At 67.2% G+C, this 16,640-nt stretch carries 19 protein-coding genes and 1 pseudogene; 9 read left to right on the forward strand and 11 right to left on the reverse strand.

What is annotated here, in order from left to right; all coding sequences use genetic code 11:
• Nucleotides 1-51 precede the first annotated feature (51 nt).
• The 4 genes from FHX72_RS14590 to FHX72_RS14605 all read left to right on the forward strand — a co-directional run bounded on the left by FHX72_RS14590 (nt 52) and on the right by FHX72_RS14605 (nt 4,731).
• Entirely contained in the window at nt 52-1,377 is a 1,326-nt protein-coding gene (locus FHX72_RS14590) for a GNAT family N-acetyltransferase (protein WP_183625997.1), read from the forward strand.
• Between the two features lie 97 nt (nt 1,378-1,474).
• The gene (locus FHX72_RS14595) at nt 1,475-2,848 is read left to right on the forward strand and encodes a hypothetical protein (RefSeq protein ID WP_183625999.1); all 1,374 of its coding nucleotides are present in this window, start codon (nt 1,475-1,477) and stop codon (nt 2,846-2,848) included.
• A gap of 242 nt (nt 2,849-3,090) precedes the next feature.
• Nucleotides 3,091-3,606, forward strand: a complete 516-nt coding sequence (locus tag FHX72_RS14600; protein ID WP_183626001.1) for a hypothetical protein — start codon at nt 3,091-3,093, stop codon at nt 3,604-3,606.
• Between the two features lie 111 nt (nt 3,607-3,717).
• Entirely contained in the window at nt 3,718-4,731 is a 1,014-nt protein-coding gene (locus FHX72_RS14605; RefSeq protein WP_183626003.1) for a hypothetical protein, read from the forward strand.
• A gap of 169 nt (nt 4,732-4,900) precedes the next feature.
• Here the strand turns inward: FHX72_RS14605 and FHX72_RS14610 are convergent, their stop codons facing one another.
• Nucleotides 4,901-5,044, reverse strand: a complete 144-nt coding sequence (locus tag FHX72_RS14610; RefSeq protein ID WP_167349050.1) for a hypothetical protein — start codon at nt 5,042-5,044, stop codon at nt 4,901-4,903.
• A 60-nt stretch (nt 5,045-5,104) separates the two neighbouring features.
• Entirely contained in the window at nt 5,105-5,437 is a 333-nt protein-coding gene (locus FHX72_RS14615) for an MmcQ/YjbR family DNA-binding protein (protein WP_183626005.1), read from the reverse strand.
• A gap of 108 nt (nt 5,438-5,545) precedes the next feature.
• Between FHX72_RS14615 and FHX72_RS14620 the strand changes: the two genes are divergently transcribed.
• On the forward strand, nt 5,546-6,580 hold the full coding sequence (locus FHX72_RS14620) for an NADPH:quinone reductase (protein WP_183626007.1): 1,035 nt from the start codon (nt 5,546-5,548) through the stop codon (nt 6,578-6,580).
• Between the two features lie 48 nt (nt 6,581-6,628).
• Here the strand turns inward: FHX72_RS14620 and FHX72_RS14625 are convergent, their stop codons facing one another.
• From FHX72_RS14625 to FHX72_RS19785, 5 genes and pseudogenes are all read right to left on the reverse strand, one after another.
• Nucleotides 6,629-7,498: an SDR family NAD(P)-dependent oxidoreductase gene (locus FHX72_RS14625; protein ID WP_183626009.1), complete on the reverse strand. Its 870-nt coding sequence runs from the start codon at nt 7,496-7,498 to the stop codon at nt 6,629-6,631.
• A gap of 92 nt (nt 7,499-7,590) precedes the next feature.
• On the reverse strand, nt 7,591-8,226 hold the full coding sequence (locus FHX72_RS14630) for an RraA family protein (RefSeq protein WP_183626011.1): 636 nt from the start codon (nt 8,224-8,226) through the stop codon (nt 7,591-7,593).
• Nucleotides 8,204-9,364 (reverse strand): tripartite tricarboxylate transporter substrate binding protein, encoded by a 1,161-nt coding sequence (locus FHX72_RS14635; protein ID WP_183626013.1) that lies wholly within the window; start codon nt 9,362-9,364, stop codon nt 8,204-8,206. Before FHX72_RS14635 ends, FHX72_RS14630 begins: the two co-directional genes overlap by 23 nt.
• 28 nt (nt 9,365-9,392) lie before the next feature.
• On the reverse strand, nt 9,393-10,130 hold the full coding sequence (locus tag FHX72_RS19165; protein ID WP_244964311.1) for a tripartite tricarboxylate transporter permease: 738 nt from the start codon (nt 10,128-10,130) through the stop codon (nt 9,393-9,395).
• Nucleotides 10,025-11,005 (reverse strand): annotated as a pseudogene (locus tag FHX72_RS19785) (tripartite tricarboxylate transporter permease). Before FHX72_RS19785 ends, FHX72_RS19165 begins: the two are co-directional and overlap by 106 nt.
• A gap of 20 nt (nt 11,006-11,025) precedes the next feature.
• Here FHX72_RS19785 and FHX72_RS14645 point away from each other — a divergent pair.
• The gene (locus FHX72_RS14645; protein ID WP_183626015.1) at nt 11,026-11,874 is read left to right on the forward strand and encodes a MurR/RpiR family transcriptional regulator; all 849 of its coding nucleotides are present in this window, start codon (nt 11,026-11,028) and stop codon (nt 11,872-11,874) included.
• Nucleotides 11,871-13,142, forward strand: a complete 1,272-nt coding sequence (locus FHX72_RS14650; RefSeq protein ID WP_183626017.1) for an MFS transporter — start codon at nt 11,871-11,873, stop codon at nt 13,140-13,142. Before FHX72_RS14645 ends, FHX72_RS14650 begins: the two co-directional genes overlap by 4 nt.
• A 13-nt stretch (nt 13,143-13,155) precedes the next feature.
• On the opposite strand, the gene FHX72_RS14655 is transcribed toward FHX72_RS14650, so the two are convergent.
• A complete protein-coding gene (locus FHX72_RS14655) occupies nt 13,156-13,698 on the reverse strand; it encodes a DinB family protein (protein ID WP_068478919.1) in 543 nt (180 codons plus the stop codon).
• Between the two features lie 398 nt (nt 13,699-14,096).
• Here FHX72_RS14655 and FHX72_RS14660 point away from each other — a divergent pair, with 398 nt between their 5' ends.
• Entirely contained in the window at nt 14,097-14,741 is a 645-nt protein-coding gene (locus FHX72_RS14660) for a hypothetical protein (protein WP_183626019.1), read from the forward strand.
• A 34-nt stretch (nt 14,742-14,775) separates the two neighbouring features.
• Entirely contained in the window at nt 14,776-15,288 is a 513-nt protein-coding gene (locus tag FHX72_RS14665; protein ID WP_183626021.1) for a hypothetical protein, read from the forward strand.
• A 213-nt stretch (nt 15,289-15,501) separates the two neighbouring features.
• Here FHX72_RS14665 and FHX72_RS14670 read toward each other — a convergent pair whose 3' ends face one another.
• The 3 genes from FHX72_RS14670 to FHX72_RS19970 all read right to left on the reverse strand — a co-directional run bounded on the left by FHX72_RS14670 (nt 15,502) and on the right by FHX72_RS19970 (nt 16,627).
• A complete protein-coding gene (locus tag FHX72_RS14670; RefSeq protein ID WP_183626023.1) occupies nt 15,502-15,918 on the reverse strand; it encodes a hypothetical protein in 417 nt (138 codons plus the stop codon).
• The gene (locus tag FHX72_RS14675; protein WP_183626025.1) at nt 15,915-16,367 is read right to left on the reverse strand and encodes a DUF7718 family protein; all 453 of its coding nucleotides are present in this window, start codon (nt 16,365-16,367) and stop codon (nt 15,915-15,917) included. Before FHX72_RS14675 ends, FHX72_RS14670 begins: the two co-directional genes overlap by 4 nt.
• A gap of 149 nt (nt 16,368-16,516) precedes the next feature.
• Nucleotides 16,517-16,627 (reverse strand): holin, encoded by a 111-nt coding sequence (locus FHX72_RS19970; RefSeq protein WP_420892906.1) that lies wholly within the window; start codon nt 16,625-16,627, stop codon nt 16,517-16,519.
• Nucleotides 16,628-16,640: the final 13 nt, after the last annotated feature.

Here is a 16,640-nt window from a genome sequence, read left to right on the forward strand (position 1 = left end):
CAGGAGGCCTCGCCCCAGGGCGGAATCACCCCGGGCCCGTACCCTGGGGGCATGTCTGCAGTTGAAGATTTCGCGCGCCTCCCGATCGACGCCACCTCGAAGGCAAGACTCGCAGAGGCTGGCCTGCGCTACGACACGCTCGACACGAGTGACGCGGCCGCATTCGGCGCGTGGGCGCGTTCAGATCTTCGCGGCTTCCTCGCCGCGGAACCGAGCGAGAAATACCTGGAGGGCATGCGGGCGTCGCTCGGGTACCGACGTACGACGGGTGTCTGGGATGAATCGGCGCCGCTCGCCGACGAGCCCATCGCGACCGCGAGCTCGTGGCCCGCCGAGCTCACGCTGCCTGGGGCCAAGCAGTTGCAGAGCTGGGCGATCAGCTCGGTGACCGTCTCGCAGGCGCGTCGCAGGCGAGGCATCGCCAGGAATCTGCTCGAGGGTGAGCTGCGCACCGCCGTCGCTCTTGGCATCCCACTCGCCGCGCTCACGGTCTCCGAGTCGACGATCTATGGGCGGTTCGGCTTCGGCCCCGCGACCTTCGCCGCGACCGTGAGCATCAGCACGCGCCGAGTGCGGTGGAGTGGCCCGACCCCTGCTGGCCGCGTCGACTACGTCGCCCGCGAGCAGTGGGCCGAGCAGATCGCTGGGCTGTTCGAACGAGCACGGGTGTCGACGGTCGGCGAGATCGAGGGCTGGGATGGCATGTGGCCTCGCCTCGCGGGAACGGTGCACGACGAGGAGAGCGACGGCAAGAAGCTCCGTGCCGTCACCTACACCTCGGAATCGGGTGCACTCGAGGGAGCGGCGCTCTTCAAACTCGAGGGCGGCGACGACGACTACGCGAGCCACACGCTGAGTATCGAGTTCATCCGCACCGTGAGCGACGACGCCTACGCGGCACTGTGGCGCTTCTTCCTGGAGGCCGACCTCGTCGCAACCGTCAAGGCCGAGCAGCTCGCCGTCGACGAGCCGGTCAGGTGGATGCTCGGCGATCAGCGTGCCGCGACCGTAACGACGTCGGACCACCAATGGCTGCGCGTCCTTGATACCAAAGCTGTGCTCGAGGCGAGAAACTACGCGACGGCAGGTGTACTCGGGATCGAGGTCGAGGATGCGCTCGGCTTCGCGGGCGGGACGTACGTGCTGACCGTTGCGGCCGACGGCGAAGGAACCGTGGAAGCTGTCAACGAGCTAACCGGTGACGTGCCCGCGCTTCGCCTGCGAGTCGATGCCCTCGCGTCGCTCCTGCTCGGCGGAGTCGCGCCGACTGCGCTCCGCGCCTCCGGGGCTCTCAGTGAGCTCAGCGGTGGTGCCATTGCGCTCGCCGGGCGCATGCTGCGCGTCTCGCCGGAACCCGCCCCGGGCATCTGGTACTGATGGCGGCCGGCTCTGGTGCTGATGGCGGTCGGCGGGCGCTCCGCCGACGGTGAACATCGCCAGGTTCGGGCGGCGTCTCGCAACTAGAATCTGCGACATGGCATCTGGATTCTGGGGGCGCGCTCGTCGCGCGAAGCAAGAGCAGCAGGCCGAGATCGACGCTCACGACAAAGACCTCGCGATGAAGGCCGGCGTCGCGCTCGTCGATGCGGATGAGCGCATCCGGCTCATGAACGACGAGCTGTCGTTCGCCGAAGCTGAGCTGGGCTCGAGTGCCACGCAGGACCTCAAGGACACTCTCGTCAATGTGCGCAGGTACATGGGCGAGGCGTTCCAGCTGAACCAGCTCAACGTTGACGACATCCCGGACACGCCGGACGAGCTACGAACCCGGAACGCACGCATCGTGCAGATCTGCGAGTGGGCCATGGGTCTCCTCGAGGAAAAGTCGTCGGTGCTCGAAGAGGCCGTCGCGGTTGTGCGCCAGACGCCCGCCGTGCTCGAGGGGGTCAAGCGCGACTCGGAGCGACTGCGCGCGCGCATCCCTGACGCGCAGGCGAGCATCGACAGGCTCGCGCTCCGGTACTCGGACGCCGCGCTGCACCAGGTTGGCGACAATCCAGCCGAGGCCGCCCAGCTGCTCACGTTCGCCGAGCACAGCGCGGACGTTTCGTTGCGCCGACGCGAGGCCGGTCAGAACGAGCAGTCGCGCCTCGCGCTCGAAGCTTCGACGGAGGCCGTGCGCCGCGTGCACACGCTGCTTGATGCCGTCGAGAACTACGAGATCGAGGCGCTGCGAGCGGAATCGACGCTCGCCGCGGTCATCGCCGACTCACGGGGCGACCTGGTCGCAGCGCGTGACGTGCCGCGCAGCCAGGAAGTTGAGGATGCGGCAAAGCGACTCACGGATGCGCTCGCCTCACTCCCTCCCGCGGGGGAGCGCACCGATCCGTTTGCGTCGCTGTCGCGCCTCAGGGCTGCGAATACCGGGCTCGACGAGGCGATCGCAAAGGCGCGGGACAGGGCCGCGCGTCCCATCCCTTCGCAGGGGCAGGTCAGTACCGCGATCGACGACGCGGATCGGCAGATCGCCGTCGCGAACGACGTCATCTCCGGGCACCGCGGATGGATCGGCTCGGCGCCACGCACCCGCCTTGCGGAAGCCGAGCGCATCCGGAACGAGCTCGTCAGCTATCGGGGCGGCGAGGATGAGCGTGAGCAGGCGCTTGCGCTCGCTCGACGCTCGGGCTCGCTCGCGAGCGAGGCGCTGCAGCTCGCGCAGCGCGACATCGATGAGTCACGACCGCAACAGCAGCAGGGCTACGACGAGTGGGGTCAGCCCCGCGGTGGCGGGTACCAGGGCGGCTACGGCGGCCGCGGTGGCCGGCGTGGTGGCGACATGGGGGACGTCGTCGGCGGCGTGCTTGGCGGGCTCATGATCGGCGGGTTGCTCGACGGAATGTTCGACTAAGCGGTCTTCTCGCATCACCTCACCGTTTGGTCGGTCGTGAGGGGTGAAGAGGCGGGTGAACTGGCTGACGTTTCGTTGATATTTGTCAAGGGCTTCAGGGTGCTGTGATACAGCACTATCTTCTGACTAAACGTGTGTCTTCGACGTTTAACTTCCCCGCCGTTCCCCGTGTAATTCGTTCCCCCAACGAAAGAGTGCCGCATGCCTAGCACAGCCACGACCCTTCGCCCCAGAACTCTCAAGTGCCGAGCAGCTTCTCGAGCACGCAGCCTCGGACGGGCACCGTCACGCGGCGCTCGATCGTCGCGGGTGCCGCCTGGACGGCGCCGCTTGTCGTCGCCGCCGCATCCGCCCCGCTCGCGGCCGCGTCGCTGATGACCGCTGGCTACCTCCCCACGGGCACGCTCTTCAACGCGGGTTCCAATGGCCGCCTGCTGAGCGGCACGTTGCTCGGCACGGAGCTCTTGGGGGAGCTGCTCGCTGGCCTCACGGGTGCTCCGACGCAGCTCTCTGGTAACACCGTGCAAAGGCAGAACACGTCGCCACTCGATGGCGTCATCGACCTGCTCTCCGGTGTGCTCCAGATCGTGACGGGCCCGCAATCGCTTGGTCTCTTGAACCAGCTCTCCTACGCGAACCAGTACGGCACGACGGACGGATCGAGCGGCGCAGTCGCGAACGACGGCCTCATCGCGCTGACACCCGCCCAGGGCGAGCTGACGCTCGGCAACCTTGATCTGACGAAGGTCTTCACCTAGCTCGGCACACTCATCGGCGCGCCGGTTGCTGCCGAGCTCCTGAACTCCCTGACCGACCTGGACCTCGACATCGGAGCGGTCGCTGGCCGCACGTACGCGAACGTTCTCTGCGTGCCGCCACAGACCCTTGTCGGCACCCCGCCCGCGCCGTCGGTGACGACGAGGTCCGTCTCCGAGGCATTCCGCTGCGCCACGGCACCGCCCGTCTCCGTGCCGCCGCCCGTCGGAGGAATCCAGCGTCAGTACATCCTGAGCCACCTACGCACCAAGGTGACGTCTGGCGTCGTTGGCACGCTCGGCACGGCGCTTCAGACGACGATCCCCGTCAACCTCCCCGTCAGCACGCAGGACATCTTCGACGTGCTCGCGGGCATCCCGCTGCTCAGTACCCTTGTCGGGTTGCTCGGCGACGCTGCAGCGCTCAACGTCAGCGCGACGGTCGACCTCGCCGCTCTGACGGCCGCACCGATCGGTGGCGCGAACTCCCCGCTGAGGCTCGACCTCGCCAACTGCACAGTCACGGTTGACCTCGCACCGCTCCTGGGCACGCCTGACGGCAAGACCTTCAACAACTTGCCGGGCAACACGCGACTCTTCGCCGACCTGCCGCTCCCTACAAATAGCGTCGTCGCCGCCCTCAACACGCTGGTTGAAGACATCATCACGCGCCTCGCGGGCTCCATCAACATCTCCGTCACGGCGAGCATCCTCTTCGGTGCGACGACGGTCAACATCGGTGGAACCCTCGCTCAGTTCCTGGCCGGACCCGGCGGTGGGGCTACGGCCGTCATCAAGGTCGCTAACGTCACGCTGAACCTCTCCCCCGTCCTCGGCACGCTGCTTGGGGGCATCGCCGGCGTCGTGGCAGGGACTGTGCGGAAGATTCTCGCGCCGAACGGCACGCTCAACGCGATCTTCACGCCGCTCAACAACCTGCTCTCGCTGCTGTTCAACGCGCTCAGCAGTGTCCTGGTCATCACGATCAACGCGCAGAACGACGGCTCGTCGAAGGACCCCTTCAGCGGCATCCGGGTGCCCCTGCCAGTGGCGGGACCATCCCGGCGGCGCAGAACTTCCGCGTCTTCGAGACCGCTGCCCTGCAGGTTGGGGCTATTGGGTTCTTGAACCTGCTCAACCTGTTCGTGGCTCGCGGCACGAGCGGACCAAACCCGCTCCGCCCGTAGGCGTCACGCGCGGAATAAGCCCACAGAACAGGCCCCGACGACGCTTCGCGGCGCGGCGGGGCCTGTTTGCGTCTCGCGGGGCTCGCGCCAGAGGTGCTCGGCCTGAGGAGTTACTTCGCGGAGCGCACCGAGAGCAACTCGTACCCCTCAGGGACCATCGCCTCGATCTTCGCCTTGGCCTCTTCGTACGAGTCGCCCTCCGCCTCGATCGTTTCGCTCGCGACGGGACGGATGACTGCAATGACCTTGACCATCCGCTGATCATATGGCGGATGAGGGCCCCGCTCGGGCAAGACGCGGTGCGACAGGCCCTGTCAGGCGTCGCGGCGGATGCCTGGCGTCGCGCGCGCCTCCCACGCCTCCTGGAGAATCTCGCCGAGTCTCGGGTTTGAGATTCTGCCGAGGCGCACCAGCACACTCGGGTACCCGTCGTAGTGCGGGGTCGTGAAGAAGATCTCGGGCTCGCCCTGCAGCAGCGCCTCGCGCTCGCCCATGTCGGCACGCCAGCACACGAGGACCTCCGGTTGCTCGTGGAGTCGTGCGAACATCTTCTTCCCGACATAGAAGGCCGGGGTGCCGTACGCCGTGCGCTCTTCCGTCTCCGGGAGAGCCAGCGCCAACCGCCGAACATCGTCGTCGTTGCTCATGGCGACATCGTGCCACCACTCTGTGCGGGTGTCCTCGATGCTGAGAGTTGCCTCGAGAGGCGCGCGGGAAGGGGAATAGTCGGAGACGGCCGTTCGCTGCACTCTTCTATGAAGACAATCGTCTACGCATCCACTGGTCCCTCGAACGTGCTCTCGTTGGTCGAGCGCGGGGTCGCGCAGCCCGGCCCGGGCGAAGTCCGAGTGAAGGTCGTCGTGTCCGGCGTGAACCCCACGGATTGGAAGGCTCGCGCGGGCGGCGGCGCGGGCGGTTCACTCGACTTCGACGAGGTGGTCCCGAACCAGGACGGCGCCGGGGTTGTGGACGCGATCGGCGAGGGGGTGCATGGGCTCGCTGTTGGCGACCGCGTGTGGCTGTATCTCGCGGCTCACCAGCGCCCGACGGGCACGGCGCAGGAGTTCACGGTGCTGCCCGTCGATCGCGTTGTGCGCCTGCCAGAGGGCGTCGGCTTCGACGTCGCCGCGAGCCTCGGCGTTCCCGCCATGACGGCGCATAGGGCACTCACGGTGCATGAGCACGGCCCCGCCCGTCTTTCGCCTGGGGCGCTTACGGGCCGCACCATCCTCGTGCACGGCGGCGCGGGCGCAGTCGGGCATGCGGCGATCCAGCTCGCCGTGTGGGCGGGCGCGACGGTGATCACGTCCGTGAGCAGCGACGAGAAGGAGACGCTGGCGCGCGCCGCCGGGGCGCACCACGTGGTCTGCTACCCGGATGCCTCGCTCGCCGAGCGCATCCAAGAACTCGCCCCCCACGGCGTCGATCACATCGTGGAGGTGTCGCCGACGCAGAACGCTGCGCTCGATGTCGAGGTGATCGCCAACCACGGCAGCATCGCCTACTACGCGAACAACAACGGCGACGCCTTCTCCGTGCCGATCATCCCGAGCTTCGCGAAGAACGTCCGCTGGCAGGGGCTGCTGCTCTACACGGTGGGTCCGGATGCGCTGCGCGCGGCCGCCGAGGACGTGACAGCGGCGCTTGTCGACGGTGCGCTGCCGGTGGGGGAGCCGGCCGGCCTGCCCATCACGTGGTTCCCACTCGAGCAGACTGCCGCCGCGCACGACGCCGTCGAGGGTGGAGCGGTCGGCAAGGTGCTCATCCGCGTTGCCGACGACGAGGCCTGACGCCGGGACCGAGGCGCGGTTGCGGCAGAGGCTTCGGCTCCAACGCCGTCACCGCGGGAAGCGCGGGTCGCGGCCGTAGTCGTCGAGACGCAGGCTCAGGGCCGCCTGTGCCTGAGCCGGGGCGTCTTCGCCGATCAGGAGGCGCAGCCGCGTGTCGCTTGGGTCAGCGACGTGACTGAGGATCGCGGCTGCCGCGTCTTCCGGCGAAGTTCCGCTGGGCTCAGGCTCGTCCGCAGACGCTGACCCAGCTGCGGGCGGGTCGGTCTCGTCGGCCGAGGGCGAAGGCCAGGGGACGACCGGCGTGCCGAACAGGCTCGTACGCAGCTCGTCGTAGTCGGCCAGCGGCTCGCTGAACTGCATGCTGCCACTGGCCCAATCGGTGCGGAGCTCGCCTGGCTCCACGATCGTGACGCGGATGCCGAACCCGGCAACCTCTGCGGCCATGGCCTCGCTGAATCCCTCGAGTCCCCACTTCGCGGCGTTGTAGAGCCCGAGCGTCGGCATCGTGCCGACGGCACCAACCGTGGAGATCTGCACGATGTGCCCAGACCAATTCGCGCGCATCCCGGGCAGCACGGCCTGGCTGAGCCAGAGGGGTCCAAGCAGGTCCGTCTCCAGGATGCTCCTGGCCTCCTGCTCGGAAACTTCCTCGGCGGCGCCGATGAGTCCGTAGCCCGCGTTGTTGACCAGCACGTCGATTGCGCCGAATCGTGCGGTCGCCTGCTCGACGGTGCGGAAGGCAGCTGCCCGGTCGCGCACGTCGAGCGGCAGCACGAGCAGCTGCTTGTGCTCGGGCAAGGAGTGCTCGCCGCGGACCGTGGCGACGACCCTATGGCCGGCGCCAAGCGCGGCGAGGGTGATGGCGCGTCCGAGTCCGCGGTTCGCGCCCGTGATCAGCCAGGTCTGCGGTGTGCTCATGTGGCAACGCTAGGAGACGATCCTGCCCGCAACGTGTGTTGCCGCCGCCCGAATCTGGGCGGCGGCAACGACGTTCGCGTATTCGGATGCTCCTAGACGCGCACTCCTGCCGATTCTTCGATCGCGATCCGCTTGCGGCGCTCGCCAGCCTCAATCTCCTCGGCCCGGGTGATGACCTCGTCGGCCTCCTCGCCGCGCACGACAACAACTCCGTCGTCGTCGGCGACGATGAGGTCGCCAGCTTCGACGACCACACCGCTGATCGCGACTGGGATGCCGATGCGTCCCGGGCCGAACTTGAAGGGTCCAGCTTGCGTCACGGCGCGGGCGAAGACGGGCAGCCCGATCTCGCCGAGCCCCACGGCGTCTCGGATAGCGCCGTCGATGACAAACCCGGCGACGCCGAGGCGCAGCGCGCGGAGCCCGATGAGGTCGCCGATCAGGGCGCGGCTCACGTCGCCGCCGCCGTTCACCACCAGCACGTCGCCCGGCTGAGCCACGTCAAGGGCCTTGTGGATGATGAGGTTGTCGCCTGGCCTCGTCCACACGGGCAGCGCGCGCCCGGCGAGCTGCGCACCGTCCCAGACGGGGCGGATGCCGGAGGCCGTGCCCAGCCGCTCCTGCGCATCCCCGATGTTGGCGCTCGGGATGCTCCTCGCGCGTTCGATGACGCCGTCGCTCACTCCGGCGGTGGCCGTTCCTGCGCTACTCGCGTACTCGTTGGGCATGGGCTGTTCTCCTGCTGGTCTGGTGGATGCGGACGGAGCTGGTCGTGTCGGGCTCGTTGGGGGAGCGGACGCTGCGCGACTCACCGGCGATCAGCTCCTCGATGATCGGCTTGGTGGTTGCTTCGCGCTCTTCCCAGAGGGTGGCGACGTCGGCGGCGGGCATCCAGTTGGGCACCGTGCCTGCGTTCTCGAGCGCGGTCACGACGTCCGGGTCCTCCGTTGCGGCCTGAAGCGCTGCCTCGAGCGCGGCGACGGTTGGTGCCGGTGTGCCTGCCGGCACCGATACAGCGAAGTTGTTCGACATCGGCGCGACCTCGAAGCCCTGCTCGCTGAGTGTCGTGACCTCAGGGAAGAAGGGGCTGGGGACGTCGCTCAGGACGGACAGCACGTTGATCTCGCCGGACTTGGCCTGGCCGATGAAGGACGAGACGCCGCCGAGGGCGAAGTCGACCTCTCCTGAGACGAGGGCGGCGATCTTGTCGGCCCCGCTGTTGTAGTGCACGATGTTGAACTCGAGGCCGAGCTCCTTCTCGATCGTGCGCAGGTTGACGTGATCGTCGCCTGCGCGGGAGTCGGTGCCGACCGTGATCGTGCCCGGGCTTGCCTTCACGGCGTCGAAGAGTTCCTGCGTGGTCGCGTACGGGCTGTCCTTGTTGACGCCGATGACGATGTCATTGAGGGCGAACGAGCCGGTCGGGGCGAAGCTCTCCCGGTCGAAGCCAGCCTTCTTGCTCGGGTCGAGGTAGCGGCCGAAGATCGAGGGGATGTTCGTGAAGCCCAGGCTGAGGCCGTCGGGCTTCGCGGAGGCGAGAGCGTTGAGCCCGATGACCTGGTTGCCGCCCTCCTTGTTGACGACCTTGATGTTGACGCCGAGGTCTTCCGCCATGGCGGGCGCCATGATGCGGGCGAGGATGTCGTTGCCGGCTCCGGCAGCCGATGGCACGATCCACTCGATCGTGGACCCGGCCTGCGGGAACTCAGCGCCATCCTCTGCTCCCGCGGCTCCCGGGGTGCAGGCGCTGAGGAGCGAGGCGGCGGCGGCCGCGGCGACAACGGCCGTGAGGCGTGCGCCTCCGCGGGCTCGGCCTCGTCGCGTCCACGATCCCGGAGTGTGCTCGTTTCGGGGTGTGGTGAACATTGACTGACTCCTTCGTCGGTCCGAGGGGCTAGCGGTTGGTGGATGCGGTGGGTTGCGGTTCTGGGGTCTGCGTCTCGAGCTCCTCCGCGAGGCGCTTCGCGGTCATCCGCTTGACGCGCTTCGCGAGCAGCGAGCTGAGGAGCGGCCGGGCGGCGCCGAACAGGATCGCGATGACGATCACGATGAGGAGCGTCACGCTGATGCCGCTGCTGAGGAACACGGAGTAGTCGCCGCGGGACAGCGCGAGCGAGCGCTGGAAGTTCTCCTCGAGCATCGGCCCGAGGATCACGGCGAGCACAAGAGGCGTGAGCGGCACGGAGAACAGGTGGAAGAGGTAGCCGACGACGCCTGCTCCGAGCATCACGAAGATGTCGAACGCGGAGCCGTTGATGCTGTAGGTGCCGAGGAACATGAAGGCGATGATGACGGCCATGAGGTAGTGGAACGGGACCTTGAGGACGGCGATCCACACGCGGGCGAGCGGCACGTTGAGGATGAGGAGGATGACGTTGCCGACGAGGAGGCTCGCGATGATCGCCCAGGCCACCTCGGGGTTGTCTCGGAAGAGCAGCGGGCCGGGGATGAGCCCGTTGATGGTGAACGCGCCGGCCATGATGGCGACCGTCGCGCTGGTCGGGATGCCCAGCGTGAAGAGCGGGATCATCGAGGAGACGGCGAGCGCGTTGTTTGCTGCCTGGGGTCCGGCGACGCCTTCGACGGCGCCCTTCCCGAACTCTCCGCCGCGGCGGGAGATCCGCTTCTCCAGGGCGTAGGAGGCGAGCGAGGTAGCCGCTCCTGGCGAGCCGGGCAGCAGCCCCGCAGGGCTTTTGCGGGGTCGCGACCGGCGAAGCTCGCGACGAGCGCCATTCCGAGCACGGAGACGAGGAAGAGCTCCGGAGCTCCGAACTCGAGGGCGAGGCGGCTGAAGGGTGCCACGAGCACGAAGCCGATGACGCCGATGAGGCCGCCGACAAACGAGGCGAGGGCCGCGATGACGAGGGCAGGTCCGCCTCGCCCTCGCTTCGCCATCTCCTACCCGTCGAGGGTCGTCGCGATGGAGGAGGCTTCGCCGGGAATGCGGAGGAGTACTGCCGTGATGGTCCCGCCGTAGGCAGCGCCGTAGAGGATCGCGGCGAGCATGATGATGGCGGTTGTCGCGTCCAGCCCGAAGGTGACGGGGATGAGGAGCGAGACGGCCGCGGCTGGGCCGAAGCCGGGGAGCACGCCGACGAGCATCCCTATGACGCAGCCGAGGAGCGCGAACAGCAGGTGCTCCGGGGTGAGGACGGTGATGAGTCCGCCGATGAGGACCGCCGCGACGAGGGGCATGAGCCCTGCGCCCACGCCGGTCTCGGCCGTGAGCCCGTAGCTGACGGCGGCGCCGCCGAAGGCGATGCCGGCCGCGACGCAGGCACCTGCGATGCCCCATTCGGCTCTGATTCTGTTCGATGACATCGTTGTCCTCCGCCTCTCTGCGGTTCGAATCCTGGTGTGCTCGGGAGGATGAAGCTCCCAGCGGTTCACTCTTGCGAGCGAACTTGCAACCTTGCACATGTGTGCAGGATTGTGGGAGAGTGTCAAGCAGAGCAAGAAAGCTGGCACTGTGTTGCAGTGAGTACCAGCGCTGCTCGCCAGCAGCATCCACTCAACGAGGAGTCCAGGTGAGTTTCAGATCCGTCATCGCCAGCAGCACCAAGCAGCTGAGCAGCTCGGAGCGCAAGGTCATGGCCGTCCTGCTCTCAGGAGAGCGTGTCTCGGAAGCACCGGCCGCCGAGGTCGCGCAGCGTGCGGGTACGCACGAGTCAACCGTGGTTCGCCTCGCACAGAAGCTCGGCTACCGCGGGTATCCGGACCTCCGAGCCGACCTGCAGCGCGACGAGGGGCAGGAACGGGCGGACCACGAGGCCCACATGCGTGCTGACTCCGGCCACGATCTCTACTCCTTCGCGAGTGACGAGGCCGCCGCGCTGGAGCGCCTCGCGAAGTACGTGCCGCAGGAGGTCATGGAGGCCGCGGCCAAGACCATCGACACCTCGAAGACCATCTACGTGTTCTCGGATGCGGACGACGAGCGTCCGCTGCGAGACCTCGCGGCCCGCAGAATGCGCCGACTCGGGTTCACCGTCGTGACCCTCGAGAACAGTGCCAAGGACCTCGCCGAGAACATGGTCGGCTTCGACTCCGACTCGACGCTCATCGCCTACGCCCTCCGGGAGGCATCCGTGCGGCTGGCGCCGCTCATGTCGGAATGCCAGCGGCGTGGGGGCAGGGTGGTGCTCATCAGCGACGTGCCCGGCTTCCACTTCCGTCCCAACCCCGACCACCTGCTCGCAGCTCCGCGAGGCGACGACAGCGGCTACCGCACGCCGCTCGTGCCTATCGCGCTGACCTATTCGCTGCAGCTTGCCGTCTTCCACCTAAACCGAACCCGCTACGGCGCGGTGCGCAGCCAGATCGATGACCTGACGCGTCACTTCGGCGGCGCCGAGGAGTCGCCCCGGCGTTCATGACCGGTCGGCGTCGCCCGGGGCGTCGTCGAGGCGGCCGTGGCGGCGACGGCGGGCAGCCTTGGCGCCTCGCGCTGAGCATCCAGGCCGCGCTCCTGCAGTCCGCGTGGGTCGGGGCGCGTCTCATGATCGGCTACAAGGCGGTCGAGCTGGGCGCGACCGGATTCGCGCTTGGCCTCGTTGCGGCCTCCTTCGCCGCGCCTGCGCTCGTCGCGGCGCTCCCCGTCGGGCGGCTCTCGGATCGGATGGGGGGGGGCGCCAAGGTGGCGCTGCTCGGAGTCGCCGTCTTCGTGACGGGACCCGTGCTTCTCTGTTGGGCCAGCGAACTCTGGATACTCGTCCTTGCCGCGACGACGACCGGCATCGGGAGTCTGTTCGTCATGATCGGGCAGCAGACATTCACGGCGCACCGTGGGCGCGACGGCTCGAGCGATGGGTCTTTTGCGGTCCTGACGACGGCGGCGTCCCTCGGGCAGCTCGTGGGGCCACCCGTGGTGACGTTGGCGGCCTCGTTCGGGGCGGCGAGTACAAGTGCACCGAATACCGTTGTCGGCGCGATCACGTGCATCGTCCTCCTGCTGCTTGGGCTGTTCGGCACGCCCACCCTGTTGAACGCTGACCGGCGGGCCGCCGCTGCGGCTCGCGAGGCGCAGGCCGGAGCTGCGCGGCAGGACGCGCGACCTGAACGGCGTCCCAAGCTGGCCGAGATCGGCAGGGGGAACGGACTCTGGCGTTCGGTCGCTGTGAGCGCAGCCGTGCTCGTGACTGTTGACCTGCTGTATACCTTCGTGCCGCTGTGGGCGACGGAGAAGGGGGTCTCGAGTGTCGCGGTCGGGATGCTGCTTGCCATCCGGGCCGTCGTGTCAGTGTTCTCGAGGGTTGGCTTGAGTCGTCTGGTCGCGAGGTTCGGGCGCAAACCGCTGCTGCTGGTGGCGATCGCGTGCGGTGTCGCGGCGCTCATCGCGTTGCCATTCATCGGAGCTTTCGGGGCGATCCCCGTGATGGTCGCCCTTGGTGTCGCGCTTGGACTTCCGCAGCCGCTCACGATGTCCTGGGTCGTGCGCATCACGCCGAAGTCCGTGCACGGCCAAGCGCTCGGCCTACGGATGACGGCCAACCGCCTCGCCCAGATCGTTTTACCGCTCGCGATCGGGACCGCGGCTGGCCCGCTCGGGATCAGCGTGATCCTGTGGGCGAATGCCGCGGTGCTCGCGACCGCCCTGATCATCGTCGGCGGTTCCGATATCGACGGCGCAACCGAACAGGACTGATGCGGGGCGGCGACTACTCGCCGACGCTCCCGTCGATGGACTCGCGCAGCAGGTCGGCGTGCCCGTTGTGGCGGGAGTACTCCTCGACCATGTGGATGAGGATCCACCGCAGCCGGGGGATGCGGCCGTCGGAGAAGCCGCTGGCGGCCGGATACTCGAGCCCACCCGCGCGGTAGGCCCGCTCTGCCGCGGCCCGCGCCCGCGTGACGGATGCCTCCCACTGAGCGAGGAGCTCGGCCGGGGTATCCCCGCCTGCGGTGTCCCACTCCCAGTCGGGGGTTGCCTTCCAGTCGACGGATGCCCACGGCTCACGTTGATCTTCGCCGAGCAGCACCACCCCGAACCAGTCGTCTTCGACGTAAGTGAGGTGCTTGACCAGGCCGCCAAGCGTCATGGTGCTCGGGGCAAGCGTCTTCGCCAGGTCTTCGGTGCTGAGTCCGGACACCTTCCACGCCAGCGTGGCCCTGTGGAAGTCGAGGAAGCCGTTCAGCGTCGACCACTCGTCCTCGCCGAGCGGCGGTTCGGGGCGGTTCTGCTCGTCGAAGATCGTCGTCATGTTTTTGAGTCTAGGGACACGCGCGAAGCGAAGGCCGGTCGCATCGGACTGCGCACGCACCTATGCGGAACCGCACCGAAGAACTGGTGCCCCTGGAGGGACTCGAACTGCCAACGGTGGCTAATCACTTGGGCACAGGTGGGTGCATGTGAGTGCCGGAATGGCGGGCCAATCCGCGGCCATGGGTCGTCCAGGATCATCCTGGGGATCTGGCTTCATCCTCGGGAGCACATCGCTAAGCACAACGCGGAGCACAACCACATCGCCCGCCGATCGATGCTGAAGAATGGGACGACCCCTGCCGCAACACCCAGGTCTCCGCGCGGTTCACCGTCGCGGCTATGCTCAGGCCACCGAACGACCCGTCTGACAGCCGGCGACATCCTCAGGAGCGAACGATGACCGAGACACTAGCCAAGCCTCGCAACAGGACACCGATCTTCATCGCGGTCATCGTTGCTCTCATCGCGGCGGTACTCGTGCTCGCCTTCCTGGCCTTCGCGCCGAAGACATCAGCTGGCGTTGCAGATGCCACACCTGCACCTTCCGAGACGCCCCTCGGCGGGGCACCGTTCACACACGAGCCGGATCCGAGCGACCCTCACGCGATCACCGTCACCTACCCGGCGGGATACGCACCGACGTACACGGGCGTCGACTGGACCGAGGGCAAGCCGATGGAGCTCGTGCTGCCCCTGGTGCAGGATGCCTACCAGCTGCAGATCATCGACTCCAAGGGCAACCAGGTTCAGCAGAACGCGGAGCACTACACCGTGCATGGCATCGAGTACGGCGAGGGTGGCGGAGTGGTCATGAACGCGTCACGAGCCGGCTGGGAGAAGCAGCACCAGCTCGAGGACACGTACCGGCCAACACCCGAGGACCGCCTCACGATCGTCGCGGTCGACGCAAACGGGAGCGCGGTCGACACCTACGCGCTGAATTACGTGGTCCTGAGCGAGACCTACGAGATGGAACCGTCAGGTGCGCAGACCACGACGCTCCTCGTGGAGCCGAACAAGGAATACACCAAAGGAGAGTAGCTCACTGTCGGTGGTCGGTGCGAGCATCCCCGTCATGAACGAACCAGCCGTGCAGGTCACCGCCGAAGTCGCCCTCGAGTCCCTGGGCCTGCGGTGCGAGACGGTCGCCGAGCGGGGCGACTCGAAGTGGACGAAGCGCATCGTCTGCTGGCGGCCCGTCGCGACCCGACCCGTCGACGGCATTTCGTGGTTGCTCTGGGGTGAGACTCCCCCTCTGCGCGAAGTGGACGGCGAGCTCGTCCCGGCGCCCGTCACGGTCGACGGGGACACGTACGAGCCGATCCTCCTCGAACCGCTCGAAGTGTTCGACGCCTGGTTGGACATGCTGCAGTGGGTCACCGAGGGCGACGTGCGCGCAGAGGTGCGGCACGCGCTCGAGGTCGGGACCATGACCGAAAAGGAATGGGCGATCTCGCAAGCCCGATCGCAGATCCGCGGAACCGTGACACTCGAGGGCGACGCGGCCGCTGCCGACAAACTCTGCTCGGAGCTGTCGATCGCATTGCTGGAAATGCTGTTGCGAGCGACGAGGAAGAAGGGATGGTGAGTTCTCCACAGCCCCGTCACGGGGCTTCTCGCGCCGCTACGCTCCCGGCATGGACGACGACCTGATCGGCTGGCCGAAGTGCCCGCGCTGCCTCGTGCAACTCAACATGACAGCGCCGCCGCAGTGCCCCGTGTGCGGGGTCGTGGTTACCTCGTAGAACGACGAAACCGCCCCACCTCCCGAAGGAGATGGGGCGGTTCCGTGCGACCATGACTAGGCGGCTACGAGCGAATACTGTCCGATGCGCGTGTTGAAGGGCGAATCCGAGCTAGGGATCGCATCGAGCAAGTTCCGAGCATTAAGGGAGTCGTAGACCATGCCGATCTCGAGGTTGGCATCCAAGCCCTGCAGCGCAATTGCCTCGACAGGGACGTCCTCTCCCTTGACCGTCGAACCTGCAAGAGTGTAGATCTTCTCCTCGCGGCGGATCAGTACGAACAGCTGCTGCGCACCATCCTGGCGCCGCATCATCGCTCGAACCTCACTCACCGTGCTCTCCCACTCACATGCGATGAGAGGCGTCGTTGGCGTGAAGCCGCTGGCGCGTAAGCGCTTCTTGTTCTCTCCGTTGGAGAGGTAGCGCATCACGAATTTGGCTGTCTTGCGCCGTTCGGCGCTCATCTCAGTCATTCACTCCACCTCCGAAGATGTTCTTGCCAGTGGTCGAACATGTCGTCATAGCAGAACTCATACGATTCGTTCACTGTATCCCACGCGGTGCCATCGCTCCTGATCTCCGCGATGACTGTTCGGTTCTGATCTTCGCCCTCTTGCGTGTACTGATGCTTGTGCACTTCACTGTGACAGCAGTCGTACCGTGCGATGTGATCGTACTTGCCAACAGTCTCCTCCGACCGATGGGTCAACGCGAAGTCTACGACTTTCCCCTTGTAGCCCCACTGGACGATGTACACAGACTGCCCCGGGGCGTCACCCAGAGTCAGGGCGCAGTCCATTTCCAACTCCGCGTTGACGGGACGCTTGTACACCCAGTCCACGTCTTCGATGGCAGTCTTCAGGGCTTCCCGAGTCTCGCGCCTACTGTCGCGCTGAGCGTCCCGGCCAAAATTACGTGGCATAGAAACGAACCCTAGCGGGCAACGTCGTTAACTGGAAGCACCGCCCCCTCCCGCGAAGCGTCGTCCCGGGTGTCCGGGATCGCTTCAGCGAGAGGGGGCGAAGCTGTAAAGAACGGCTGTTGGATTATTCGCGATCTATGCAGGCGGCGTCAGCGGCCGGCGGTGAAGCTGGCGTTGCCGATCGACGTGGCGACGGACAGGATCGTCGCGACGCCAGTGACGGAAGCCACACCGAGCCAGTTGATGCCTTCCACGCCCACGGCGGGGATGAGG

The organism is Pseudoclavibacter helvolus (genome assembly GCF_014191305.1).
Taxonomy (GTDB): Bacteria; Actinomycetota; Actinomycetes; order Actinomycetales; family Microbacteriaceae; genus Pseudoclavibacter; species Pseudoclavibacter helvolus.

Bases quoted from the DNA above. Each gene is read 5' to 3' on its own strand.
- FHX72_RS14590 (WP_183625997.1), top strand. From the start codon at position 52: ATGTCTGCAGTTGAAGATTTCGCGCGCCTCCCGATCGACGCCACCTCG.
- FHX72_RS14595 (WP_183625999.1), top strand. From the start codon at position 1,475: ATGGCATCTGGATTCTGGGGGCGCGCTCGTCGCGCGAAGCAAGAGCAG.
- FHX72_RS14610 (WP_167349050.1), bottom strand. From the start codon at position 5,044: ATGGTCAAGGTCATTGCAGTCATCCGTCCCGTCGCGAGCGAAACGATC.
- FHX72_RS14615 (WP_183626005.1), bottom strand. From the start codon at position 5,437: ATGAGCAACGACGACGATGTTCGGCGGTTGGCGCTGGCTCTCCCGGAG.
- FHX72_RS14620 (WP_183626007.1), top strand. From the start codon at position 5,546: ATGAAGACAATCGTCTACGCATCCACTGGTCCCTCGAACGTGCTCTCG.
- FHX72_RS14625 (WP_183626009.1), bottom strand. From the start codon at position 7,498: ATGAGCACACCGCAGACCTGGCTGATCACGGGCGCGAACCGCGGACTC.
- FHX72_RS14630 (WP_183626011.1), bottom strand. From the start codon at position 8,226: ATGCCCAACGAGTACGCGAGTAGCGCAGGAACGGCCACCGCCGGAGTG.
- FHX72_RS14635 (WP_183626013.1), bottom strand. From the start codon at position 9,364: ATGTTCACCACACCCCGAAACGAGCACACTCCGGGATCGTGGACGCGA.
- FHX72_RS14650 (WP_183626017.1), top strand. From the start codon at position 11,871: ATGACCGGTCGGCGTCGCCCGGGGCGTCGTCGAGGCGGCCGTGGCGGC.
- FHX72_RS14655 (WP_068478919.1), bottom strand. From the start codon at position 13,698: ATGACGACGATCTTCGACGAGCAGAACCGCCCCGAACCGCCGCTCGGC.
- FHX72_RS14660 (WP_183626019.1), top strand. From the start codon at position 14,097: ATGACCGAGACACTAGCCAAGCCTCGCAACAGGACACCGATCTTCATC.
- FHX72_RS14665 (WP_183626021.1), top strand. From the start codon at position 14,776: ATGAACGAACCAGCCGTGCAGGTCACCGCCGAAGTCGCCCTCGAGTCC.
- FHX72_RS14670 (WP_183626023.1), bottom strand. From the start codon at position 15,918: ATGACTGAGATGAGCGCCGAACGGCGCAAGACAGCCAAATTCGTGATG.
- FHX72_RS14675 (WP_183626025.1), bottom strand. From the start codon at position 16,367: ATGCCACGTAATTTTGGCCGGGACGCTCAGCGCGACAGTAGGCGCGAG.